General features: G+C 45.5%; 23 protein-coding genes. 19 read left to right on the top strand and 4 right to left on the bottom strand.

What is annotated here, in order from left to right:
* The 17 genes from QF041_RS13950 to QF041_RS13870 all read left to right on the top strand — a co-directional run bounded on the left by QF041_RS13950 (position 1) and on the right by QF041_RS13870 (position 18283).
* On the top strand, positions 1 to 1023 hold the full coding sequence (locus QF041_RS13950) for a glycosyltransferase (protein WP_307414604.1): 1023 nt from the start codon (positions 1 to 3) through the stop codon (positions 1021 to 1023).
* A gap of 43 nt (positions 1024 to 1066) precedes the next feature.
* Positions 1067 to 1972: a glycosyltransferase gene (locus tag QF041_RS13945; protein WP_307414603.1), complete on the top strand. Its 906-nt coding sequence runs from the start codon at positions 1067 to 1069 to the stop codon at positions 1970 to 1972.
* An 8-nt stretch (positions 1973 to 1980) separates the two neighbouring features.
* A complete protein-coding gene (locus QF041_RS13940) occupies positions 1981 to 3357 on the top strand; it encodes a lipopolysaccharide biosynthesis protein (RefSeq protein WP_307414602.1) in 1377 nt (458 codons plus the stop codon).
* A complete protein-coding gene (locus tag QF041_RS13935) occupies positions 3344 to 4372 on the top strand; it encodes a polysaccharide pyruvyl transferase family protein (RefSeq protein WP_036611316.1) in 1029 nt (342 codons plus the stop codon). The genes QF041_RS13940 and QF041_RS13935 overlap by 14 nt, the downstream gene beginning before the upstream one ends.
* Positions 4369 to 5751, top strand: coding sequence for a sugar phosphate nucleotidyltransferase (locus QF041_RS13930; RefSeq protein ID WP_105597661.1), 1383 nt, complete (start codon positions 4369 to 4371; stop codon positions 5749 to 5751). Before QF041_RS13935 ends, QF041_RS13930 begins: the two co-directional genes overlap by 4 nt.
* 32 nt (positions 5752 to 5783) lie before the next feature.
* The gene (locus tag QF041_RS13925) at positions 5784 to 7115 is read left to right on the top strand and encodes a UDP-glucose dehydrogenase family protein (protein WP_307414601.1); all 1332 of its coding nucleotides are present in this window, start codon (positions 5784 to 5786) and stop codon (positions 7113 to 7115) included.
* 13 nt (positions 7116 to 7128) lie between these two features.
* On the top strand, positions 7129 to 8049 hold the full coding sequence (locus tag QF041_RS13920) for an LCP family glycopolymer transferase (RefSeq protein ID WP_307414600.1): 921 nt from the start codon (positions 7129 to 7131) through the stop codon (positions 8047 to 8049).
* Positions 8050 to 8070: 21 nt separating this feature from the next.
* Positions 8071 to 10230, top strand: coding sequence for a hypothetical protein (locus QF041_RS13915; RefSeq protein WP_307414599.1), 2160 nt, complete (start codon positions 8071 to 8073; stop codon positions 10228 to 10230).
* A gap of 10 nt (positions 10231 to 10240) precedes the next feature.
* Complete coding sequence (locus QF041_RS13910; RefSeq protein WP_307414598.1) at positions 10241 to 10825, top strand: VanZ family protein; 585 nt, start codon at positions 10241 to 10243, stop codon at positions 10823 to 10825.
* 84 nt (positions 10826 to 10909) lie between these two features.
* Positions 10910 to 11431 carry a hypothetical protein gene (locus tag QF041_RS13905; RefSeq protein WP_307414597.1) on the top strand — a complete coding sequence of 174 codons (522 nt, stop codon included), beginning with the start codon at positions 10910 to 10912 and terminating at the stop codon, positions 11429 to 11431.
* A 251-nt stretch (positions 11432 to 11682) separates the two neighbouring features.
* Positions 11683 to 11934 carry a hypothetical protein gene (locus QF041_RS13900; RefSeq protein ID WP_143760279.1) on the top strand — a complete coding sequence of 84 codons (252 nt, stop codon included), beginning with the start codon at positions 11683 to 11685 and terminating at the stop codon, positions 11932 to 11934.
* 32 nt (positions 11935 to 11966) lie between these two features.
* Positions 11967 to 12875, top strand: a complete 909-nt coding sequence (locus tag QF041_RS13895) for an ABC transporter ATP-binding protein (RefSeq protein ID WP_307414596.1) — start codon at positions 11967 to 11969, stop codon at positions 12873 to 12875.
* Positions 12868 to 13659, top strand: coding sequence for an ABC transporter permease (locus QF041_RS13890; RefSeq protein WP_307414595.1), 792 nt, complete (start codon positions 12868 to 12870; stop codon positions 13657 to 13659). The genes QF041_RS13895 and QF041_RS13890 overlap by 8 nt, the downstream gene beginning before the upstream one ends.
* Before the next feature lie 166 nt (positions 13660 to 13825).
* Positions 13826 to 14899, top strand: a complete 1074-nt coding sequence (locus QF041_RS13885) for an AI-2E family transporter (protein WP_081745953.1) — start codon at positions 13826 to 13828, stop codon at positions 14897 to 14899.
* 215 nt (positions 14900 to 15114) lie between these two features.
* Positions 15115 to 15510 carry a GntR family transcriptional regulator gene (locus QF041_RS13880; protein WP_036611299.1) on the top strand — a complete coding sequence of 132 codons (396 nt, stop codon included), beginning with the start codon at positions 15115 to 15117 and terminating at the stop codon, positions 15508 to 15510.
* 24 nt (positions 15511 to 15534) lie between these two features.
* Positions 15535 to 16635 (top strand): DUF1648 domain-containing protein, encoded by a 1101-nt coding sequence (locus QF041_RS13875; RefSeq protein WP_307414594.1) that lies wholly within the window; start codon positions 15535 to 15537, stop codon positions 16633 to 16635.
* Between the two features lie 58 nt (positions 16636 to 16693).
* The gene (locus tag QF041_RS13870) at positions 16694 to 18283 is read left to right on the top strand and encodes an alpha/beta hydrolase family protein (protein ID WP_307414593.1); all 1590 of its coding nucleotides are present in this window, start codon (positions 16694 to 16696) and stop codon (positions 18281 to 18283) included.
* 120 nt (positions 18284 to 18403) lie between these two features.
* Here QF041_RS13870 and QF041_RS13865 read toward each other — a convergent pair whose 3' ends face one another.
* Positions 18404 to 19762, bottom strand: coding sequence for a hemolysin family protein (locus QF041_RS13865; protein ID WP_307414592.1), 1359 nt, complete (start codon positions 19760 to 19762; stop codon positions 18404 to 18406).
* A gap of 376 nt (positions 19763 to 20138) precedes the next feature.
* On the opposite strand from QF041_RS13865, the gene cls reads away from it, so the two are divergent.
* On the top strand, positions 20139 to 21578 hold the full coding sequence (gene cls, locus QF041_RS13860; protein WP_307414591.1) for a cardiolipin synthase: 1440 nt from the start codon (positions 20139 to 20141) through the stop codon (positions 21576 to 21578).
* 349 nt (positions 21579 to 21927) lie between these two features.
* Positions 21928 to 22839, top strand: coding sequence for a YitT family protein (locus tag QF041_RS13855; protein ID WP_237176580.1), 912 nt, complete (start codon positions 21928 to 21930; stop codon positions 22837 to 22839).
* A 55-nt stretch (positions 22840 to 22894) separates the two neighbouring features.
* Here the strand turns inward: QF041_RS13855 and ligD are convergent, their stop codons facing one another.
* Genes ligD through QF041_RS13840 form a run of 3 tightly spaced genes read right to left on the bottom strand, consistent with a single transcriptional unit; the run spans position 22895 to position 25926 of the window.
* Positions 22895 to 23785, bottom strand: a complete 891-nt coding sequence (ligD, locus tag QF041_RS13850) for a non-homologous end-joining DNA ligase (protein ID WP_307414590.1) — start codon at positions 23783 to 23785, stop codon at positions 22895 to 22897.
* A 40-nt stretch (positions 23786 to 23825) separates the two neighbouring features.
* Positions 23826 to 24776, bottom strand: coding sequence for an ATP-dependent DNA ligase (locus tag QF041_RS13845; RefSeq protein WP_307414589.1), 951 nt, complete (start codon positions 24774 to 24776; stop codon positions 23826 to 23828).
* Between the two features lie 37 nt (positions 24777 to 24813).
* A complete protein-coding gene (locus QF041_RS13840) occupies positions 24814 to 25926 on the bottom strand; it encodes a GerAB/ArcD/ProY family transporter (protein ID WP_307414588.1) in 1113 nt (370 codons plus the stop codon).
* Positions 25927 to 26075 lie beyond the last annotated feature (149 nt).

Raw genomic sequence — 26075 nt, 5'->3', positions numbered from 1 at the left:
ATGGAAAATCCGACGGTGTATATGCTGCCCAAGATGATTGAAAACAATAAATTCAATGAGCTGTTATCCGATTCCATTGAGAACAAGGGATGGGAAGTGAAACAGTTTACCAAAAGAGATCTACTCAAACTGAATAAAAATGATGTGCTGCATTTTCATTGGCCCAGCTTCTATTACAGGGGCTCTTCCGTGCTGACAACAGTGATCAAGTCCATTCTGTATGTATTGATGATTTGTTTTGCACGCTTGCGAGGGGCCAAATTGTTCTGGACGGTGCATAACATCTGGCCTCACAACAGCGGCAAGACGCGGTTCGATTATTGGATGAGAAAAATACTGGTCCAAAATTGCTCCAAGCTGATTGTCATGGGTAAACCCTTGATCTCTGAGATCTGTTCGACGTTTGGGATTGATTCCAGCCGGATCGAGGTTATTCCGCATGGACATTACAAGGGAGTGTATCAGGGAAAAGGCGTGAATATCCGCTCCCGGTTTGGCATCCCGGAGGATAGTTATGTGTATGCGTTCTTCGGTCAGGTCTCGCCTTACAAGGGCGTGGATGATTTGCTGGAGGCATTCAAGGATCTGGATTCCGAACAAGCCCATCTGTTGATTGCCGGCAAAAAGGTAAAGGATTATGACCTTGGAGATGAATTTCTCAAGAGTGGACATATCCATACCCATTTTCATTTTATCGAAGATGATGAATATTCGGATTATTTTGATGCAGTCGATTCGATCATTCTTCCATACAAGCAAATTGCCACTTCTGGTAGTGCGATTCTGGCATTAACCTTCTGTAAACCGGTGGTGGCACCACGGATTGGCTTGTTGGAGGAATACCTGCCCGAAGATTGTGCGGTACTCTATGAACCTTCCGATCCGGATGGATTGCTCAAGGCAATGAATATGATCCGGTTAAAACAATCGGAGTTTCAGGAAGGCAGTGGTTTTGTCAAAGCGTTGGAGCGGCTGGATTGGCCAGTGATTGCCCAAAGGACACTTACCCTGTACTCCAGTTAGTGCAGATGAACGAGTGGACCTAATTGAAAAATATGGGGATGAAATGATGAAAGTAACCGTCGCGATCTGTACGTATAACCGTGCACAGGATGCGGTAGAGGCCATACGAAGTGCGATACAACAGAATTACGCAAGCAGCGACTATGAGATCATACTCATTGATAACAATTCGAAAGACAACACACGGGAAATCGTGCTCCAGACCATCTTGCAGCATGAGAACCATTCGATCCGGTATGTATTGGAAGAAAAGCAAGGCTTGTCTGTCGCCCGTAACCGGGCCATTCACGAGGCGCGCGGCGAGTATATCCTGTTCCTTGACGATGATGCTTTTGCTTGCAGGGATTGGATTCACCAGATCGTTAGCGTGTTTGAGATGAATGAAAATATCGGTTGTGTCGGAGGCAAGATTGATCCGATCTGGGAAGTGCCTGAGCCAATGTGGATTCCACCGGAGAACAGGTCACTGTTCACCATTCTGGATTTTGCAGATGAAGTCACTGAAATGAAAAGTCCTTATATTCCATTTGGTGCAAATGTGGCTTTTCGTTTATCTGTCTTTGATCAACTGGCTCCCTTCCGTGAAGATCTTGGAAGAGTGGGGAACAACCTCCTCTCCAGCGAAGAGAGTGAGTTGATTGCAAGAATACGGACAAAGTTCAAGGTATATTACACGCCGTACGGCGCGGTACAACATAAAGTAGCCAAAGAGCGAACGACAAAGAACTGGTTTCTGCGCCGAATCTATTGGCAAGGTGTGAGTGATGCCATTCGTGATCAGGATCGTGGTGTTGTGCGTACGGCCAAACATGGCATCAAGCTTGCACAGGGGATCACAACCTCACTGATCTACATTTATAATGCAGATCGGTTCACACGTCAGCTTGCCAAAGTATGTTACCGAAACGGCATGATTGTTGGGTCGCTTCGTCAAAACAGTAAGGGATGAGGATCGCTATGGCGCAAGTTGCACTTCGCAAAGTATTCAGAGGAAACGGCTTAATGAGTGCCATATTTCAGACAAGTGGAACCAATCTGCTGGTCATGACACTGACGATGTTGTCTTCCATTTTGACGTCACGCATGTTCGGGGTAGAGGGAAAGGGCGCATTCTCGGCCATCCTGTTCTGGCCAGCGCTCTTAACCGGATTGGTCGGATTTGGACTACCAACTTCTATCATTTATAACATCAAACAGAGCGCAACCGAGAAGAGTGCGCAGTATGTTCGGTTAAGCTTTCTTTTTCAAGTTCCGGTGTGCATCATCATTGGCATTGTGGCCTGGTTTGGATTGCCTTTCTGGCTCTCCAGCTTTCCGCCGGAGGTCGTGCAGATATCCAGATGGTATACGATTGCTACCGTTCCTGTACTTATTGTCATCAATCTCATATCAGCCCTCTCGCAGAGTCGGGAGAAATTCGCTGTATATAATGGTATCCGGTTAATGATCCCCCTGTTTAATGTAGGCGGGCTTTTTGTGTTATGGGGCCTGGGCATGCTGAGCATTCAGCTCGCGGCTGCGATCTATTTTGTAACCAGCTTCTCAGTGGTGGCGTGGGCTATCTATGCGAACCGTAATGAATTAAGACTGAGATGGTTCAAGGATCGGGTGGACCAGAGTTCGGCCAAGAAACTTTTTGGTTATGGCAGCAGGGTGTATGGTGTTGAATTGTTAGGAACGCTGTATACCCAATTTGATAAAATCATTATTTTGGCTTTGCTCACCCCGCGTGATTTTGGACTGTATTCCGTCGTATTTGCGTTATCCCGAATCTACAATGCGGTTCAGACGGCGATTAGCAATGTTGTTTTTCCAAAAGTGACCGGATTACCCCAAGAGCAGATTATTCGAACGGTCGGCAGAGCTTTCCGCATCTCGCTCATGGTCATGATGATCATTGTAATACCCACTATGTTTGTGGGGAACTACCTGATGGGTCTTCTGTTTGGCTCCGAATTTTTGGAAGCGAGCGTTGCATTTTATATTTTGGCTGTGGAATGCATCATTGGTGGAGGCTCCTGGATTCTGGCATCCGCATTTAATGCACTTGGTCGGCCAGGACTTGTAATGATCAGACAGCTCATTGCACTCTCGGTGACGGTGGCTTTGTTCTTTGTATTCACCCCGCTGTGGGGGCTCAACGGAATTGCGATTGCCTTATTGATCGGATCCATTGTACGAATGGTGGTTACTGTCGCCGCGATGAAGATTGTATTTAAGGTGAAGTTTGCCGCCATGTTCTATGACAAGGAAGATATACCGTTTCTCTATGAACGGTTAAACAAAAAAAGAAGAAGAGTCACCCAAGGAGGAGATGGAGATGCTGGGCACTAACAATATTCATCCAATGGAAGAGTTGAAGGGACATTTACGTCAGATTTTGAAGGTCATTCCACCGCGTACCGAAATCTATTATTTGGATTACCCGGTGCATAGCAATGGTGGCGACTTGTTGATTATGAAAGGTACTGAGGCTTTCTTCCGGGACAATGATATTCATGTACGTGCCAGATACAGCATTCTGGATTGCCCTTTGTCCCTCAAGGTACCGGAAGGTATCACGATTGTGTTGCACGGGGGAGGTAACTTTGGTGATCTGTACCCTGCCCATCAGAAATTGAGAGAGCGCATGATTGCCCAGCATCCGAATCACCGGATTGTCATTCTGCCACAGACGATGTTTTATAAGAGTGATATTGAATTGAAAAAGACAGCCCAAGTATTCAATCGTCATAAGGATGTACACTTTTTTGTCCGGGATACCTTATCTTATGAGATAGCCAGTAAAGAATTTCAACAAACCAATGTGTATCTATCTCCGGATATGGCGCATCAGTTGTGGCCTCTTAAGTCCAAGAGCAAGCCTACCGCAGAGATGTTGTATTTCTTCCGGAAAGACATTGAGAAAACTCAGAATCAGGTGCATTACGAATCCGTCAGTGGACCTAAGGCCACGTTTAAAGACTGGGAGACATTGTACAACCGGGTAGACCGGAAGATCATTCGCATGATTACGTCCCGGTTAAAGTCAGGGAAGGGTAGCTCTTTTGCCCGCTGGTTGTGGTACAAATACTCTGATCGGATGGTACATACGGCCATTAAGGAATTCAATCAATACCGAACCATCACGACATCCCGTCTGCATGGACATATTCTGGCCTGTCTCCTGGATCAACCGAACATCCTGCTGGATAATTCATACGGCAAGAACTCGAATTATTATGCAGCTTGGACCAAGAGCAATCCGGCAGGCAGACTGGAGTCCAATCAGACCAGCACATATAACAAGCCAACCGAGACCGGCAAGGGAGCAAGTACGGTTGTGCTGTCGGATGGTGCAGCCCTATGAGAAGCATTCTGTTATCCGGTGGTTCTGGCAAGCGTCTCTGGCCGTTATCCAACGATTCCAGATCCAAGCAATTTCTTAAAGTTCTTCATGGGCCAGAGGGAAATCCGGAATCCATGGTACAGCGGGTATGGCGACAGCTGAATCATGCCGGACTTGCATCAGAGGCACTTATTGCGACCAGTTTGCCACAGGTGGAGATTCTGACTTCTCAGCTGGGAGACGATGTGAGACTGGTTGTGGAACCCGAGCGCAGAGATACGTTTCCTGCGATTGCGCTGGCAGCCTCCTATCTGTATTCCGTAGAGAGTGTGAGTCTGAATGAGACAATTGCAGTGTTGCCTGTAGATCCCTTTGTTGAAAAAGAATTCTTCGAAGTGCTGGCAACCTTACCGGAGATGCTTGATAAGTCTGGTGCTGATCTGGCCTTGATGGGAGTTGTGCCGACGTACCCGTCAGAAAAGTACGGATACATCATTCCGCAATCCCTATCTTCCAGTGAAAATAACAATGAATACGTGAATGTAGCGAAGTTCCAGGAGAAACCCTGCGAATCCGATGCGGTCCTCATGATTGAGCAGGCCGCATTATGGAATTGCGGGGTTTTTGCTTTTAAGCTTGGTTATTTGATTAATCTGCTCATTGAGATGGAACTGCCGATCCAGTATGACGAAATGCTGAAGCAATACGGAAGATTGAACAAGATCAGCTTTGATTACCAGGTTGTCGAGAAGGCTAATCAGATTATCGCTATTCCGTATAACGGCTTCTGGAAAGATCTAGGCACGTGGAACACACTCACGGAAGAGATGGGAAGCTCGGTGGTAGGAAAAGGGTGGATTACGGGAGATTCCCTGAATACCCACCTGGTCAATGAATTGAACATTCCGGTTGCCATATTGGGCTTGTCGGATGTAGTGGTCGCCGTGAGTCCGGATGGCATTCTCGTCAGTGACAAAGAAGCCAGCCCACGTATCAAGGAAATCTTGAAGAATGAAGATCAACGCCCCATGTATGAGGAGCGTAGGTGGGGTTGCTACCGGGTTCTGGATTACACAAGAAACGAAGCTGGCGGTGAGGTTCTCACCAAACGAATCTGCATCAGTGCCGGGAAAAACCTGAGTTATCAATACCATTTGCTTCGCAATGAGGTATGGACGGTTGTATCGGGAACAGGGGAATTGATTCTGGATGGGCAGAGCCGAATGATCGGGCAAGGAGATACGGTGATCATTGACCGGAGTATGCTTCATTCCGTCAGAGCCGTTACGGAACTGGAGATCATTGAAGTACAGATCGGTAGCCAGCTGATTGAGGAAGATATCGTTAGAGTGTCTACCGAATGGCAGGACATTGTTCAGACATATGTGAAGCACGCGTAACCAACACATTAGAACATGGGGGAGATTATGGAATGAATATTACGGTGATTGGCACAGGGTATGTGGGTTTGGTATCGGGCGTATGTTTTTCGGAACTGGGAAATAACGTGATCTGTGTCGACAACAATGTGGAAAAAGTGAATATGTTAACGGACGGTCATGTTCCGATCTATGAACCGGGTCTGAAAGATATCATGAATGCCAATATGAAAGCAGGAAGGCTGTCCTTCACCACCAACATTCAGGAAGCTATCAGTCGTTCGGATATCATCATTATCGCGGTGGGTACGCCATCCCTGCCTAATGGCGAAGCAAATCTGAGCTTTATTGAACTTGTCGCGCGAGAAATAGGTTCTTATATGGATAATTATAAAATAATAATGACTAAAAGCACTGTTCCTGTCGGAACCAACGATCGTATTCAGGAATGGATCAGCAGTTTGACGAATCATCCATTCGACATGGCATCGGTACCGGAGTTCCTGCGAGAAGGTACCGCTGTCCAGGATACGCTCTATCCTGACCGGATAGTCATTGGGACACATAGTGAGCGGGCAGTCGCCACGTTGAAAGAGCTGCATCAGCCATTAACCGATCAGATTATTGTTACGGATATTCGCTCGGCCGAAATGATTAAATATGCATCCAACGCTTTCCTGGCAACCAAGATCTCATTTATCAACGAAATTTCTAACATCTGTGAAAAAGTAGGAGCAGATGTCAGCCGCGTTGCCGAAGGCATGGGCTATGACAGACGAATCGGTGCCTCCTTTCTCAAGGCAGGCATTGGTTACGGAGGTTCCTGTTTCCCTAAGGATACACAGGCTCTGATTCAAATTGCAGGTAATGTGGATTATGACTTCAAACTGCTGAAGTCCGTGGTGGAAGTGAACAAAGATCAACGCTTCAACGTCATTCGTAAACTGGAAGACGCACTAGGCTCACTCGAAGGGAAGGAGATTGCCATCTGGGGGCTTGCTTTCAAACCGGATACCGATGACGTTCGTGATGCTCCGGCGATTGAGATCATTCAGCGTTTGCTTGAGCAGGGTGCAGTGATTCGGGCGTATGACCCCATCGCTACCGAGAACTTCCGCAAAGAGGTGGATTCCCCATCCATTACGTGGGAAGAGCGTGCCATGAAAGCGGCGGAAGGTGCTGATGCACTCTGTGTTCTGACGGAATGGAAAGAGTTCATGGAGGTTAATCTGACTGATTTGGCAGCGCATATGAATCAACCCATCCTGATTGATGGAAGAAACATCTACGGAGAAGATCAGATTAAAGATACGTCCTTCCAATACTACTCCGTTGGTCGTCCAGGTCTAACCAATATCGATGGTAGAAAAACGGCAGTCATCTAACGGAGGCCATAACATGAGACGCGGGATCAAAATAACATTAGGTGCCATTTCCCTTGTTGCAGTTGTCATGATTGGATATTCTGTGTATCTGTATTCGCATGTTAAATCAGCGGCGGATCAAATGTATGAACCCCGGGAACCCATCAAGCAGGTATCTATTGTCGACCAGCGGGGTGGGGGAGATTTCCCTGTGGACATGGAGAATGAAGAACCTTTTAATGCTTTGATTCTGGGTGTGGATGAACGTTCCAATGATCGGGGGCGCTCCGACACCATGATTGTATTAAGTGTTAATCCTGCGAAACAATCCGCACTTATGTTTAACATTCCCCGAGATACCAGAACGAATATTGTTGGTCACGGCACGGAGGATAAGATCAACCATGCCTATGCTTTTGGGGGCGTTAACATGTCTGTGCAGACCGTGGAACAATTGCTCAACGTTCCCATACATTACTACATGAAAGTGAACATGGAGGGCTTTGCACAAGTCATCGACATGGTGGGTGGAGTGAATGTGAATAACCCGTTTGCATTTGACTATGAGGGTTACCGGTTCGAGCAAGGGAATATTCATCTGGATGGTGAAGCTGCTTTGGGATTTTCGCGGATGCGTTATGATGATCCGAAGGGAGATCTCGGGCGGAATGACCGTCAGCGGGAGATCATCAAACAAGTGCTGAAGAATACGGTCCAGGTATCCAACGTGTTGCAACTGGAGACGTTGCTGGACGAAGTCAGTGCTCACGTCAGAACCGACGTTACCTTTGATGAGATGAAGCAGATGTTCTCCAATTATCGTTCGGTACTGGATCATATTGAATCCGTTGAGATTAAAGGCACGGGCAAGAAAATAGACGGAGTGTATTACTATATCGTGGAACAGTCGGAACGAGACAGGATACATCAGATGATTGAAGAACATTCAAAATGATCGGATAGGGCGGTGAACCAGATGCGTATCTCCAGGCTAATGAAATTGTCCCTGATTGTGCTACTCATGTATATGCTCATGATACCGGCAAGTACAAATTATGTTCAATCAGCTCAAAACTATCAATGGAAGAATATACCTATTGGTGGTGGGGGGTACGTTACAGGCGTGGTTATTCATCCGACTGAGCCTGATCTGGTTTACGCTCGAACTGACGTTGGAGGAGTATATCGGTTGGATGCAGCTTCAGGAGATTGGGTCCCACTACTGGATCATTTCGGAGATGAGGACAGCAATCTGTACGGCGTGGATGGAATTGCGCTGGATCAGCAAAACCCCAATGTTGTGTATATCGCTGCTGGGAAGTACGGGAACGTGGGGCCGAGTGATATTCTGAAATCCACAGACCGGGGAGAGACCTGGATTCGAACCGGACTTAATCTTCGTAATGAATCAAATGGAAATATCCATCGAGCCATGGGAGAGAGCATCGCGGTTAATCCCACGAACTCCAATTACCTGCACGTGGGTACACGATATGATGGATTGTACACTTCCAGTGATGGTGCAGCCACGTGGAGCAAGGTATGGGATGTACCTAGCGGGCTGTCCGGTGAGGGAATTCGGAGTGTAGCTTATGGATTGAATCCCGTGACGAAGCAAGGTCAAGTTGTGTATGCGGGGGTTCGCGGCATTGGTGTGTATAGCAAAGCACCAAGAAGCAATGGTCAGACCACTTGGCAACTTACCGGGAGAAGCCCCGAATATCCTGCGCGTATGACTGTGGCGAAGAACGGGACATTGTATGTGACAACGGATAATCAAGGCGTTTACAAGTTCAATGGTGTGCAGTGGACGAATATAACACCCAGCTCCAGTTACTCATCTTATTATGGAATCACGATTGATCCCAATAATGATAATCACATCCTGGCAGCCGTTCGAACAGGCGGGGATAATCTGCCACTGTATCGTTCCGTTAATGGCGGACAGAGTTGGACAACAGTGAGCAAAACGCTGGTATCCAAACCGTCATGGTGGACACCCAACATGTTTTTCTCAGCGACATCCAGTATCAAGTTTGATCCACATAATCCGGGCACCGTATACGCTACAGACTGGTTTGGCGTGTACAAAACGGAAAATATCAATGGTACCAATGGATTGACTGGCAATACAGCGAGTACTTGGGAAGCCATTACCGATGGTCATGAAGAAGTCGTTGCACTCACGGCATCCACACCACCTCAGGGTGTTTCATTTTTTAGTGGTTTAACGGATCAAGTCGGATTTAGACATGAAAATGTAACCGATGTTCCTCTTAATAAAATCCCGCTCTCAGGTATGCGAGAAATTGTGAGTATTGACTATCACGAGGCAAATCCGAATTACATGATATTTCTGGGAAGCAGTGACTGGTATGGTACCACCACACGTTTATTTGTCTCTTCCAATAACGGAGTTACGGTAACTCCAATGAATGTTCCGGCTGGCTCCAAACTGGGGAGGGTCGCCTACTCGGCCATCAATCCGAATGTAATTGTTTATTACCCCCAGACCGGTAATCCGGTCAGAAGCACGAATCGTGGCGCAACATGGCAAAATATGAATGGTGCCCCTTTTCAGGCCATCGGGGGGAATATGGTCTTTGCCTATAATCATCCACTGGCTGCGGATCGCATCAATGGATATAAATTTTATATGTATGCTGCTGGTTATCTGTATCGGTCTACGGATGCAGGTGCCAACTGGTCCAAAGCGAATACGGTTCGCCTTCCGATTAATACGGATATCAATACAAGCTTCATTAAAGTCGAGGCTGCACCTGGCGTGGCGAATAATGTATGGGTGAGTCTGGGAACCGATGGATTATATGCATCAACGAACTCGGGAAATACATTTTCCAAGATCCAGGGTGTGCAGAATTCCAAATTATTTGCCTTTGGTAAAGCTCAGCCCGGCAGATTGGTTCCGGCTGTCTATGTATATGGTACCGTAAATAACGTGAATGGATTCTTCCGTTCCGATGATATGGGGGTAACCTGGAACAATATAGGTCCTTTAGGTACTGGAATCGGGCTGGGCAATGAACCGCAAATTATGGTGGCAGACCGTCAAATCTATGGTCAGGTATATGTAGGTACAAATGGCAGAGGCATGTATGTTGGATCAATAGAATAACGAGAGAGATATGAAAGTGGTGAAGATCAAAATGATGGAGGAGGGCTCCGGGCGCACGAGACAAAAGCATGTACGAAGAACGTACGGATTTCTCATTGCTCTGTTGTTGATTGTGATCTGGATTCTGGTCATCTGGTCCATGTCCACGCAATCCTCTCAACAGCAAGACATTCAGCCTTGGCTTCATAAATGGTCCCAAAAATTGCACATCGGTTTTACACTTCCTGATGTGCAATTCACTTACGGGGAATATGAGTATTCGCTGAAGCAGAGGCCGTATGATTTTGCAGAGTTCATCTTTCGCAAGAGTGCGCATTTATTTGTATACGCTGTGCTCGCCGTGCTTGTCTATGGCGGGCTGCGGTACAGAAGAACATCCCTTGTAACCAGTATCGTTTCTGCTCTGGCTGTGGTGTTTGTTATAGCCTCCATTGATGAGTATATTCAACAGTTCAGCCCGGACCGGACAAGCTCGATACGTGATGTTGGAGTAGACTTGCTCGGCGGCTGCTGTGGGATTGCCATATATGCAGGACTTCAGTCCATTATCCGAAGGATCAGAAAAAGAAAGCGTACTTCCATTCACAGCGAGTGATTTCCCAGGAAATTAGATGTATCGTTCAACTTCTACTTGTCTGCCATCCATCATAAGTATGGAGTAGGACAAGGAGGACTGGACATGCTGCGAAGAAGGAACCGGAATGCTTTGCTCAAAAAGATCGGGTTCATCACGATCATTGTATTATTGCTGTGGTTGATTGCCAGAACCATTCCGTATTTGTTTCAGGCAGATACAACGGATGAAGCTGCTGCTGTTGCCGAAGAGTTTTACAAATATGAGCAGACGGGTGACTTCGGCAGTTCGTGGGAACTCTTTCATCCTCTTATGAAAGAGCGGTTTCCCAAGAGTGCTTACGTACAGAACAGAGCACATATATTTATGCAGCATTTTGGCGTGGAAACGTTTGAGCTGGAAATGGAGAAGCCGGAGCGCGAGTTCGATGTAACCGTGATCGATGGCGTTAAGCCATTTTCTGAAGCCTACAGAATCCGGGTCACCCAGAAGTACTCAGGTACCTTTGGCCAATTCGATATTGTGCAGACCTGTTATCTGGTAGAGGATGGCGATGAGTGGACCTTACTCTGGTATTATCCAAATCAGAAGAATGAGGATACCTCGCATGTCGACAATAGTGACTGATCAGGAAATAATATTAACCCATACATTGAACCGAATTGTATCATTTACCTAACATGAGGCTCCATAAATGCGAGACTTTTGTCGCATTTATGGAGCTTTTTTTGCGTTTTGCTTGTTTTTATGGCGGTAAAGCCTTGACATTAGTCCCGGTGTCAAGTAAATTACGAGATAGATACAAAATGTATCAATTTTCAGCGTCTAACGACAAATAACAAGGACTTCTAAGCTCCTTGTGAGGGGAAGGAATATCATTGATCGAAACGGGCCGCTTTTACTGTGTCAGTTGTGGGATGATTGTGTCGGTCACTAGAAGCTCTGTCGAAATGAAGGAAGAGGGCAATGGAGGCAATCACGTATTTCGCACCGGATTCTACCGGAGTGAAATGCCGCTTGGATGCTGTGAAGCGTGTGTAGTTGAAGCGAAACGTCAGGGGAAATCCCAGTTTGCGGGACAATATACTAAAGATTATGATACACTATGTTCATATGAGAAACGGGCATGAATGATGTGCTCGTCCATGAAGGAGGGGATTGAATGCAGCAGGAGCCGGTCGTCCGGATTCAGGGCGTCAGCAAAATCATATCCTCCCGATCATTGGTCAGCGACCTGACTCTGGATATTTCTCCGGGGCAGGTTTTTGGTTTTTTAGGACCTAATGGCGCGGGGAAAACAACAACGATTCGGATGATGGTTGGATTGATGTCCATCAGTAAAGGTGACATTTTCATCTCGGGACACAGTGTGAAGAATGAATTTGAAAAAGCGGTAGCCCAGGTAGGAGCTATTGTGGAAAATCCGGAAATGTACAAGTTTCTGACCGGGTACCAGAATCTCGTTCACTTTGCCCGCATGTCGCCGGGAGTTACGAAAGAACGTATTGCGGAAACGATTGAACGTGTGGGGCTTACGGCCCGTATTCACGATAAGGTCAAAACCTATTCACTGGGCATGCGCCAGCGTCTGGGTGTCGCGCAAGCGATATTACATAAACCGAAGCTGCTTGTACTGGATGAGCCGACCAATGGTTTGGACCCGCAGGGTATACGGGAACTGAGAGATTATTTGCGTCAGCTCACCCAAGAGGAAGGTATTACGGTCTTTGTATCCAGTCATTTATTGTCGGAGATGGAGCTGATGTGTGATACGGTGGCCATCATCCAGAATGGCAAGTTGATTGATGTAAGAAACCTTCGGGCTGAAGCCGGTTCGGATGCATTAATCGAAGTTGCTTTTGAGCTGAATGATGCTGACCGCGCTGCGGATCTGATTCAGGGTGCTACCGTACAGGGCAATGTCCTGGTGGCACGTGTGTCTCGTGAGCAGATTCCGGATATCAATGCCAAGCTGGTTAGCGAAGGGTTTCAGGTATACGGTATTCGTAACGTGACTCACACCCTGGAAGAACAATTCTTGCAAGTCACTGGGGGTGGAGGCATTGGGTAGTTTTGGTAATCTGATATTGAATGAGAATATGAAAATTTTCCGTCGTCCCCGTACCTGGATCATGTTAGCGATTCTGGCGCTGATCTCGCTATTAATGCCAGTGTTACTGCGAGAAGGCATGGGGTCCAATGAAGTTTTGTACTGGGAAGCGGCTGTAACGACCATCCAGATTACGTTTTTCCTGAACACGATCTTCTGTGTTGTGATTGCAGCGGAATCGGTCGCGGGCGAATTTACCTGGGGAACCATTAAGCTATTGCTGATCCGTCCATGGTCACGAAGCAAAGTTCTTGCTTCCAAATATCTGACCGTAGTTGGCTTCAGTATTGTCAGTACATTGCTGATCATCGCGATGGCCATGCTAACGTCTTATATCCTTTTCTCGCATGATGCTCCGGGAGGAAGCAGTAGTCCGGCTACGAATGCTCTGACGTTATGGGGATATTTGTACGTTGATCTGTTCATCACACTTGCGATTGCCTTTATGGTGTCCTCCGTATTTCGTTCAGGTGCACTTGCGATTGGATTATCCCTGTTCATTATGTTCTCACAGAGTATTTTCTCACTCATATTCAATCCGGTCCGTTATGAGTGGGCCAAGTATGTTCTATTCAACAACATGGATCTTAGCAAATACATGACCTCCGGGGCGGATTTTGCGCTAATGGGTGGTCCAAGTGCAGGAATGACACTGGGTTTCTCCATTGCAGTTCTGGCGGTGTATTACGTTATTTTCATGGTGATTTCCTGGGTTGTATTTAGCAAAAGAGATGTGGCAGGCTAACGCCTGCTTCTTTTTTTTGCTCCAATGTTTGTTTTGGAAAGAAAAAAGGGTATATTCAGCATTGCCTGTGGCATGACTGTCATTTAAGGGTACTTATAAATGACTAGATATACATATAAACGCCGCAGTCACTTTGGCAGAGCAGCGCATGGAGGGATCACGTTTCTTGATAAATAACAAGTTCTACCGCATATGCACAGCGATTATTCTGCTGCTGCTCATCGTGTATCTGGGGGAAAAAGTGAACTTTATTTTCAGCCCCCTGACCTCACTGATTCACATCATCATCATTCCGCTGCTGATTGCCGGTTTCTTCTATTATCTGCTGCGTCCGCTCGTCGATTATATGGAAAGGCATAAGATCAAACGTGCATTGTCAGTTCTGATTATTTATGTCGTAATTGCATTAATACTTGCAGGTTTTAGTGTGCTTGTATGGCCTTCCCTGCGTGAACAATTGATGAATTTCGTGGAGAATGCTCCAGCGTTGGTTACTTCACTCAGCGATCAGTTGAATGCACTTGAAAAGAGCAATGTTGTATCCAGATACCTGCCTGATGATTCCAATCTATTCTCACGATTATCCGATGTTCTGAGCCAAGGGATCACTCAGGTAACCAATTATGTCTCCGGGTTATTCTCCGTGGTATCCAATCTGGTTATTATTTTGGCAACGTTCCCGATCATGTTGTATTACATGCTCAAGGAAGGCAGCAAGTTTGGAACGAATCTGACCTTATTGTTGCCAAGACATTATCGGAAGGATGGGGAAGAAACCGTCCATGAGATCGATGAAGCACTAAGTAACTATATTGTTGGCCGGGTTATTGTTAATGTAGCCTTGGGGATTCTGATGTACATCGGTTTTCTCATCTTAGGTTTGCCTTACGCTTTGCTACTGACTGTTGTATCCATTATTCTGAACTTCATCCCTTATGTGGGTGCTTTGCTGGCAGCTATTCCGGTTGTCATTGTTGCGTTTATCGAATCACCTTCGATGGCGATCTGGTCACTGGTCATCATTGTAATCGCACAGCAAATTCAGGATAACCTGATCTCACCTTACGTCTATGGCAAACAGCTCGATATTCATCCACTGACTACCGTTATCCTTTTGCTCGTGGGTGCTGACCTGGGAAATATCTTGGGTATGATCATCGTGATTCCCCTATATATGATTCTGAAAATTATAGTTCGCAAAATCCATTATCGGATTGTTGAAGATAAGACTGAAACTTAAATGGAATTTGAAATACAACGCAGTCATGTGCCACTACTAATGTTTGTTATTGAATCACATCGATAAGCTCATCAGGATAAGCCGCATATCAATGGTGAAGGGTCAGGTAAGTTTGCCCTCGCCATTGGTATGCGGCTTTTTTTCATACATATTGCTCACTCGTGTTATACCTGTTATACTTGATATATAACAGATAACAAAAAGAAGGTGAACCCTTGATTATTCAACTGGATATGCAATCCGAACTTCCCATCTATTCGCAACTTGTTTATCAAATTATTGAAGGTATTGCTAGTGGTGAGTTACAGCTAGGTGAGGCGTTACCTTCGGTTCGGAATTTGGCCGCAGATATCGGTGTTAACCTTCACACCGTCAATAAGGCTTATACACTACTCAAGCAAGATGGATACATTCTGGTTCATAGACAAAAGGGAGTTGTAGTGAACCCTGATGGAATGCCTGGTTTAACGGATGATTTTTTGAAAAAGCAACAAAGAGAATTAAGACCGATTATTGCGGAAGCGATATGTCGGGGAATGACCAAAGAGGAACTATCTGCGGTGTTAGACCAAATGTATGATGATGTAAAGATGGGTCACAACAAAGAATAATGGAATCAAGGGAGTGTGTTATGTATGCAACTATTTAGTATATTACCTATCATTTTAATCTTTCTTCCATTAGCCTTACTTCTATCCTTTGCACCATATGTGACAAGGGAAACAATTAGCTTTGGGGTTACGGTAAGTCAATATAATTACTACACACCAATCTTACGTAAGCTAAGAAGTACGTTTGCGACAGTAAGTCTGATCGGAAACGGGATGATTATACTTGTCTGTCTGTATTTTCTCCGATCTGCTAATGAAGATTCTACCGCAATGATTACCGGTGTTAGCACAATGATATTTATTGTGTACTGGGCAGCACTACAAATCTTATTCCATTTCAAGATGAAAAAGATAAAAGGAACACTTACAACTGTAGAAGCACCTCAAAGAGTTAAAATCGATACCACCTTCCGCCAAAATAAACTCACCTATTCCAACTATTGGTTTCTCATTCGCATGGCTATTATTGCAGCCGTTGCGATCATTTCGATCCTGAATTATAAGGCACTCCCTAACGTCATTCCAATAAAATATGATCTTCAGGGCCATGTCACTTCCAGTGTGCCTAAAACCTACCTCTCGGTACTGGTTATTAATTTTGTACAGCTAGGAATCATTGCACTTATGATGTTGGTTAACTGGAGTATTAAAACAAGCAAACAACAGCTTACTACGTCTAATCCAGGCCAATTTGCTGCTGAGAATATTCAATTCCGCCGTAAATGGTCCCTATTTACGCTTGTAACAGGCTTACTTCTTACCATTTTATTTGCCTTCATTCAGATCAATATGTTTGTCCCTAATCTGGTCTTGTTAACAGCTATTAGCTTCATCACTCCTGTGGTGATCGTGTTAAGTGTTGTATGGCTGTCTCTCACAGGCAGACAAGGCGGTGGGAAAATTCGTAATCAACAAGAGGATCACGAACGATCTAAGGAGCAGCCTGTGAATGACGATGATTATTGGAAGCTTGGGTTTATTTACTTCAATGCCAATGATCCTTCTTTAACCATAGAAAAGCGTTATGGAATAGGCTGGACAATTAACTTCGCTCGTCCACTATCTTGGGTCCTGCTGTTATTCATCATTGCTATTGTTGTTATAAGCATAGTCCTGAGCCAATAAATGCTCATAATTCTATGCATATAATAGATGAAATTAATTATTAGGAGGAGTTATTACAATGAACAATTGGAAAAAGCTATTACTTTCTCTTACTTTCGTAGGTCTCATCCTTCCGGTGACATCCATCTCAGAAGCTGCTGAAAAATCCGCTGGTAGTGAAAATCTTGTTCCTATTCGTGAGATTGCAGAAAAGAATGGGGCAGAGGTATCTTGGCAACAAAAGACAGGAGAAATCACAATACGAAAAAGTGAGCTTACGATTGTAGTTAAGGTAGGAGAGAAACAGGCGATGGTGAATGGGCAAGCCATATCTTTAAACAATCCTGTTCAGTTAACGAAAGGAGTTACCTATATGGATGGGGGATTTCTTACCGAGACGCTGAAGGCAGCACCCGAGGACATATTCATTTCACTTATAAGTGAGGGTGATGGCAAGGAGGCTGCCAAGTATGTTCATACCTCTGTGAGTGGAGTGTTGTCACCCACGTTGTTGAGTCAGCTGTGGGGAGCTTTAGAAGGACAAAATGGCAAAATTACAAGTGAAGCCATAGCTAAGCATGTAGAAAATAATACAGTGCATCGCAATGTTACCTATACGTTCAAAACAGAGCTGACTCGTTTAAATATTAGGGTCAGAATGAATCATAACGGACTTGTGGATGACTTGCATATTGCCGCCGCTACGCCAGATGTGTATCAAAAACCAAGCTACGACGACCCATCTGCCTATACAGAACAAGACATTACGGTTGGTCAGGGTGATTTAGCTTTGCCAGGGACATTAACTTTGCCCAAGGGAGAGGGACCTTTCCCGGTTGTCATTCTGGTACACGGATCTGGGCCTAGCAATCAAGATGCTGCCATTGGTGGTGCAAAGCCGTTTCGCGATCTTGCGGTAGGTTTAGCTTCACAAGGAGTTGCTGTATTAAGATACGATAAGGTCACGTATGAGCATACCTATAAGGTGGCTTCACAGCCTAAATTCACATTAAAACAAGAGAGCGTAGTTCAGGTAAACGATGCAGTGGAATTGCTTAAAAAGAATGCACATATTGATTCTACAGCGATTTTTGTAGCTGGACATAGTCAAGGTGGGTTTGCAATGCCATTAATCATTGCTGAGGATAAGCAACATGATATTGCAGGAAGTATTCTACTTGCTGCACCAAGTAGTAGCTTTGTGGATGTGCTTACCGAGCAGCAGGACGAATTGGTAGAGCGGATGAAGCAGCTTGGTTTAGACACGGATGTCATTCAAGGGCAAGCTGATTTTTATAAAAATGTGGCTGCGATGGTTAAAGATCCAAAATATTCTGTAGATCATCTTCCTGAGGCGTTTCCACTTCAACCTGCTTATTGGTGGTTTGAGCAGAGAGATTATGTGCCTGCGGAACTGGCTAAAACACAAAATACACCTATGCTTGTTATACAAGGCGAAAACGATGTGCAGGTGTCTATGAATCAATTCCAAACCTGGAAATCGTCTCTTCAAGGTCATTCCAATGTAACGTACAATAGCTATCCAAAGGTAAATCATCTTTTATCCAGCTATGATGGACTTTCAATCGGTCAAGAGTACGCTGAGCCATCTAATGTCTCCAAAGCCATTATCGATGATATTGCGAAGTGGGTATTAAAATCAAACTAAAAATGGGATTCCAATCTTAATTGAGTGATAACATGGGGAAGTGACAGATGGGGCGAGATATAAAAAGAGGAGCACTTACCAATATAGGCAAGTGCTCCTCTTCTTATTTATAAATTTGCTTTATTTAGACCAATTGGACTCTTTCTCGTCTTCATCTGTATAATCAGACATGGTCAGTGGTTCCTTGGGAACAACGGCCACTTTGTAGAACCGATTCTTGTCTTTTTCCAGCAAAACAAAGATTAGATTCTCGAACTCATATTCTTCCTGTTCGTTCATCTCGGGACGATGGCTGTAGAGCCATCCACCAATGGTGTCCCACTCATCTGCATCCAGGCTGGACATAAACATGTCGTTCACCTTTGATAAGGAAACCTTGCCATCCATAATGACATAGTTCTCATTGATGACTTGAATATCTTCCACTTCGTCTGCGTCGAACTCGTCGCGAATCTCACCAACAATCTGCTCAAGCACATCCTCGATGGTTACAATTCCGGAAGTTCCTCCATATTCGTCGACAAGTACGGCGATATGTACGCCATCCTTCTGCATTTTCTTGAGCAAGTCCTTCACAGGAGTTGTTTCGTGAACAGCCGATACAGGCTGAATCAGGGAGGATAGATCGACAGGTTCATCGTTTCCGTAAAGTTCCAGGAAGAATTGTTTCGTATTAATGATACCGATGATATCGTCTTTACTCTCATTCACTACTGGAAAACGTGTATATTGTTCTTCACGAATGATCTCCAGGTTTTCCTCGTTTGTTCTATTCACATAAAGGCAGACCATATCGGTCCGGGGTACCATGATTTCTTTGGCTAACATCTCATCAAAAGCAAAGATCCGGCTTACATAACCGAACTCGGCTTGGTTGATTTTACCACTTTCAAAGCTTTCATTAATGATGATCTGCAACTCTTCTTCGGAGTGTGCATCTTCATGTTCAGAAGCAGGTTTGATTCCGAACAGTTTCACCAGTTGGTTCGCTGAGCCGTTTAACAGCCAGATAAAAGGATACATAATTCGGTTAAACCAGATGATAGGTGTAGACGTCAGCAGTGCAACAGTCTCGGCTTTCCGGATTGCAATCGTTTTTGGAGCGAGTTCACCAACCACAACATGCAGATACGTGATGGAAGCAAACGCGATAACAAACGATAAGAATGAAGAAACCGCCTCAGGAATTTGCAAGCTTTCAAACACAGGGTGGAGAATTTTCTCTACCGTTGGTTCACCCAGCCAGCCCAGTCCCAGAGATGTGATCGTGATTCCAAGCTGGCAGGCAGACAAATATCCGTCCAGATTGGCAACGGCTTGTTTAACAGCCAGCGCACGCTTGTTTCCTTCTGCAATCATTTGGTCGATCCGGCTCGGTCTAACCCGTACCAGAGCGAATTCCACTGCAACAAAAAACGCCGAAAGTCCTATCAAAATCGCAACCAATACTAAATTTAACGCATACCTCTCACTGTCCATTCACTACTGTTCTCCTTTAAGTAATAAGTTTTTAACGATTATTATATCTAATTTTACGTAAGAAGACCACCTCCAGACAAAGAAATGAGGAAGAGTCTGGAAAGTGAAATGAGCAGATTGGTGTCACAATGCGAATCTGTTCCATCATTAAACTGATATGTAGAAGGTAACACAGTCAGAATATACAATGAACAAAGTAGAAATTTGAATTTCCAGAATCAAGTATTCCGTCTGCTTATGTAAAGTTTTATCTAAGTAAACGTTACGAATAGGGGGTACATTGGGTATCTATGATTAGCTGATTACATAATCGTCAAAGCTGTGTAGGTGAGAGAAGGGCAAGGTCATGAAGCTTGCCGCTTGAGGAGGAAGCCGAATGTTCTGGCTGGTCATTATATTACTCGTATTTATTTTCCAGGCAGCCACAATTCTTTTGTTGGAATTTCGTAATCCGGCTAAAGCTGTGGCTTGGTTGTTTATTTTGTTCTGCGTGCCTTTGATCGGTTTTGTAGTGTACTATTTCGTGGCGCAGGATTATAACAAACGAAAAAAACTCCGCAAGGGTGGATCGCGCATCTTCCGTGAAATGAAGGAAACGATCTGGGAACAAGCCCACATCATTGGAGATGTCGAACAGATGCCTGGCGATCGTTTCAGTCACCAGCATCGATTGTTTAACCTGTTATCCCATCTGTCGGAGAGCCCGATTACAGGTTGTAACCACAGTACGGTGCTCACAAATGGTGAAGAGGCATTTGCGGCAATACTGAGGGAAATGGAAAAAGCAAAGCACCATCTGCATGTGGAATTTTACATTTTCCGTGATGATGTGATCAGTACGAAGTTTCAGGATGTCATGATTCGTAAGGCACAGGAGGGCGTGAAGGTTCGGTTTATTTGTGACGGTCTCGGCAGTCACAAGATGAGCTGGAGTTTTATCCGCAAACTGCAGGATGCCGGTGTGGAGTTTCATTATTTTCTACCGCCACTGATTGCAACAATTGACCGAAGAGTCAACTACCGGAATCACCGTAAAATTGTTGTTGTGGATGGACAGGTTGGCTTCGTGGGTGGCATTAATGTAGGCGATGATTACCTTGGACGATATCCAGAGGTGGGTTTCTGGCGGGATACACATGTGCAGATCGAGGGAGATGCCGTGTACTTCCTGCAAAGTACGTTCCTGAACGACTGGAAATTGGCTTCCGGAGAGCGAATTACCGAACCCCAGCTTGTGGAATTGTTTCCACCTCATATCTGTAGCGGGGAAGAACGAATTCAGATTCTGGCCAGTGGGCCGGATCAGGACTGGGATGCCATTCAGGAAATGTGTTTTGGGGCTATTTCGGTAGCCTGTGACCGGATTTACATTACCACGCCTTATTTTATTCCTGATCCTGCCCTGTATGAGGCACTCAAAACAGCTGCTGTCAGTGGCGTTGATGTGAAAATTATCATTCCGTATCAATCCGATTCAAAGCTTGTTCATTTGGCATCCCTTTCATATGTAGAGGAACTTCTGCGAGCAGGTGTTGAGTTCTTCCAATATCGCAAAGGTTTTGTACATGCCAAAGTGATGATTGTGGATGAGTTGCTTGCAACGGTAGGCACGGCCAATATGGATATGCGCAGTTTTTTTTGCAATTTTGAGTTGACGGCTGTCCTGTTCGAGTCCTCTCCGATTCGTCGTTTGATCACTGACTTTGAACGTGATCTCGGGGAATGCAGTCAGATCGATGGGGAGGTATTTCAGAAGCGTTCACGACGGCAAAAAGGCGCAGAAATGCTTTCTCGGATGCTTTCTCCGCTTCTTTAGCCGATTTAGGGCAGATTTCTGAAGATAAGTTCACTTTTTGTGAATTTATCTTCTTTTTGCTAAGTATTTTGCGCAAATTTGATCTTTTATGATATAATAGATATATAAATTATGTCTTGGTGAAGGAGGGGAGTCTGAGGGAAAACAGGCTCCCTTTTGCTCTCTTTTGAAAGTGCAAACCGGGATGAAGACCATTTTGAATCCATTTTATATCGCCTTTAGATGCTTGTGCTTGTATAGCCAGGGTACATGTAGAACGCAGTTTGCTGTTTTCTAGATGTAGATTCACCCTGAGTATTTAAATGATTTATAAAATGGATTCACACACTGATTTAACGGGGGGGATACCATGTCCAATGTAACGGTGAAAGAACTAACAGCCAAGCCAGCTGACCGCGGGGTCAAAAGCTCGGTGTTTACATTAAAGCTGCTGCAACGTATTGTGATGATTCTGATTGGTGCTGCATTAATGGCTGTATCACTTGAAATATTCCTTGTGCCCAATGGCGTAATTGATGGTGGGATTACAGGTATTTCGATTATGGTGTCAGAGCTTACACATCTGCCGCTCGGAATATTCCTGACCTTGCTCAACTTGCCTTTCCTGATTCTGGGATACAAGCAGATTGGTAAAACATTTGCGTTATCCACACTGCTGGGGATCGTGGTCATGTCCATCGGTACATCATTATTGCACCATGTTCCTGCATTAACACCGGGAGAGCCTTTGCTCGGAGCTGTATTTGGCGGATTGATCCTGGGTGTGGGTGTTGGACTCGTTATCCGTTCTGGCGGTTCACTGGATGGTACGGAGATTGTCGCCATCTTGCTTAGTGAAAAGTCACCGTTGTCTGTAGGCCAGATCGTATTGTTCATTAACGTGTTTATTTTCGCAGGTGCAGGATTTGTATTCGGCTGGCCGAATGCCCTGTATTCCATGATTGCATATTATATTGCGATGAAGATGATTGATATTGTGAATGAAGGACTGGACCAGTCCAAATCGGTATGGATCATTAGTGAGAAATATCGTGATATCGGTTCAGCCCTGACAGACCGTCTTGGTCGTGGTGTAACTTTCCTGGATGGAGAGGGTGGATTCAGCGGGGACGAGAAAAAGATCATTTTTGTCGTAATCACCCGTCTGGAAGAAGCAAAGCTGAAGACTATCGTTGAAGATTGGGACCCGCAAGCCTTTGTGGCTATCGGTAACATTCATGACGTGAAGGGCGGACGTTTCAAGAAAAAAGGTATCCATTAGCGATTGATATATACATGAATGATAATAGCCGACACCCTTGTGATGAGGGAGTCGGCTATTTTTTCTTCAAATGTTTGAGAATGAGCTCTACCGGTTGGGGTTCAACAGCTGCGATTAAATCACCGGTTTGGTTCAAGCGTTCAATAATGTTCATCAGATGGTAATCCTGGATGGAGACGTTACTTCTAACCTCATCCCAGGTAAGGGGTGTAGAGACAGTGGCGCCGGATTTGGCACGTGGTGTATAGGGAGCGGCAAGGGTCTTGCCTCCATAATGCTGGAGATAGTCAAAATAAATGCGGTCTCCACGGTCCTTTTTGAGTCGTTCCAGTGTGAACAGATCCGGGTGCTTCTGAGTGACATACTTGCCCACAAAATAACCGATCTCTCTTAATTCATCAAAGGTTACCCCCTGCACAATGGGAACGATGATTTGAACTCCTGTTGCGCCCGAAGTTTTGGGAATGGACCTCAGACCAAGGGAGGTCAGGGTTTCGCCAACGATGAGTGCAGCTTGCATGATCCGGGGCTCATGTTCCTGAGAGGGGTCCAGATCAATCATCCATTCACTGGGCAGATGGCTTCCCACAGTATGCAGAGAAGGATGAAATTCAAGTGCGGCCAGATTGCCAAGCCATAACAATTCGGGAAGTCCATTCATGACCACATAGCGGATGCCGTCGTGAACTTCGGTGCGCACATAATCTGGTACAGGCTCAGGGGCATTCTTTTGATAGAAAAATGTTCCTCCAGCGCCGTGGGGATATCTTATCGTGGTGAGAAGTCGATTGCTCGTATACGTGAGCAGATAAGGAGCCAGAGCGGCCAGCTTTTGCAGATAGATGGCTTTGGTAACACCGGCTTCCGGCCATAAGAGCTTGTCCGGGTTTGTGACCGTCAGCTCAGTGCCTTCTATTATGATGGTTCCCTGGATCTTGGGGGCCATATGGAACACCTCCTATACGTGTAATCAATCTGGGCCTGACTCATTGAAGAAGCTGGTTCGCCAGACAATCCTCACGAGTTACATCCGCGAAGGTCTGAATACTGGGATGGCGTAGAGTGTGATGATGAGTCAACTCCATATATTGCACTTTGACTCCTATTTGCGGTTCCACCCAGGTGGTCTCTGCACTGCGCTCGGGTACATTATGGAACGGTCTGTCCTGCCTGATCAGAGGCTCGACTTGATGTGTGAGTTCCCGCCACGTATTGGAGTTCAGCTTGCCAGTCCCGACATGACCAATATAGACAAAGTTTGGCCCATCATATACACCGACCGCGACGGCATTCACAATACCGCTCCTGTACGTGACTCCCCCGATCATGGCATATACATCATGCATAATTTTGACCTTCTGCCAGCGCTGGTCCTTGCCCTGTATGCCATAACTGCTGGTGAGATCCTTGCAGACGATGCCTTCCATCTGATGTTGTCTCATCACCGTAAGTAGGGAAGAGGCATCAAGTGTATTGGTGACCTCCTGAACATGGGGAGCGGTGTTAAGGACCTCGTGCAACAGGCGTTGTCGATCTGCCAAAGGCTGATCCGTAACCCATTTCCCCTCAAAGAACAGGATATCAAATACCATATATGTGACTGGAATCTGATGTATGGCTTGGGCGATACCTTCGGGTCTGCTCATCCGATCCCGCCGAAGAACGTGATAAAACGAAGGTTTTCCGGTGTCTGGGTCCAGCGCAATAACTTCTCCATCCAAGATATAAGAGGAGCCTGAACATAAATTGCGTGGTGTTACCAGCTCGGGGTACTGTGCGGTTCGATCATGTAATCTGCGATTCACCAGGCGCAGCTCATGCCCGTCCTCATAGGCAAGCATGCGGACTCCATCCCACTTGACCTGGGCAATCCATTGCGGCCCTGTGGGCAAAGTATCTCTTGAGATGGGTTCGAACGGAATCAACGGTTTGAACATGGGGAACTCCTTCCTCGATCTAACCAATTAGCTCAGGTTAATTCGGTATTTTACTATATTTTTTGAAGCGGGACTTCATATGATGCACTAGAATGAGCAGTAACGGAAGTGCTATGCCACAGGTCAGATCCCAATCAATCCAATAGGGAATAACAACCTTGAGATAAAAGTTCTCGTTCGGAGAGATTAGAATAGACATGGCGAGAATAAGCATGGCACCCGGCAAGATCAGAGAACGGTGACTGGACAAGCGAAACAGGTGAGCGACGCCCAGGACAAAACCGTAGAAGAACAGAGCCGCTTTGAAGAAAACAGTGATAATCCAGACTGATGCTATGAAAGCTTCGATGCGTTGCATAAAGTTTCCGATATTGATTTTCTGTGAAAGGATGAATGAAGCGAACCAGTGATGCTGGGTCATCCATGGTCCCATAACGAGCAGACACATACTTAGCGTCAGTGTGAGTAACAAGCCGCCAATCATCCCTGCTAACAGAATGTCCTTCTCCAGATGGGGCTCTTTTTTTGTGTAGGGAAAAAGCATCATGAAGATGCATAGTTCACAGTAGGGATATGTGAGTACAGCAACAAAACCTTTGAATGGATCAAAAAATCCTTGTGCAAGCACAGGCTGGATATTGGCCAAATGTACATGAGGGATTAGACATACCGTCAGAATAAGCAGAAACAACACGATCAGCGGAAGAAAGACCTCAGCAGTTTTACCAATGCTCTCCAGACCCGACAGAAGCCCCCAGACAAGCGCACACATAAAAACCAAATGCAGAATCAGTAATGGAGATTCCGGCAAGATCTGGGTAGACATAAAATCGCCAATCTCCCTAATGAACGTTGAGGTACTGATCAGGAAATAAAAGAGATAAAAAGAGCCAAACAAGGTCCCGATCCAGGGTCCCAGTGTTCGAAGGGCATTTTGAATCAGATTTAACCGGGGATGCAGTTTGTAGGCAACAAGCATAATGAAGAGTATGCCAAGGCCCCCTGCGACTCCCAACAAGGCTGATAACCAGGCATCCTGATGAGCGTAGGATGTGATCATGGAAGGGAAGACCAGAATCTGCTCCCCAATTGTGCACAGGAACATGAGTGAAGCGAGCTGTCTAACAGTCAAACGTCCCTTTTCGATCATGAGGTATCTCCTTAACATATCTTGTCTGTGTATTGGTTAGAATGCACCAATTGTGCCAGTTTTATAAAAGCCAACTCAAAAAGCCCGTGCAGCCGATCTCTCTATGATGTAGAGAAATCAGTTACCCGGGCTTAAAAAAATGTGGTTAA

The sequence above is a fragment of the Paenibacillus sp. W2I17 genome, assembly GCF_030815985.1.
Taxonomy (GTDB): domain Bacteria; phylum Bacillota; class Bacilli; order Paenibacillales; family Paenibacillaceae; genus Paenibacillus.
This window is presented reverse-complemented; position numbering and strand designations above follow the sequence as displayed.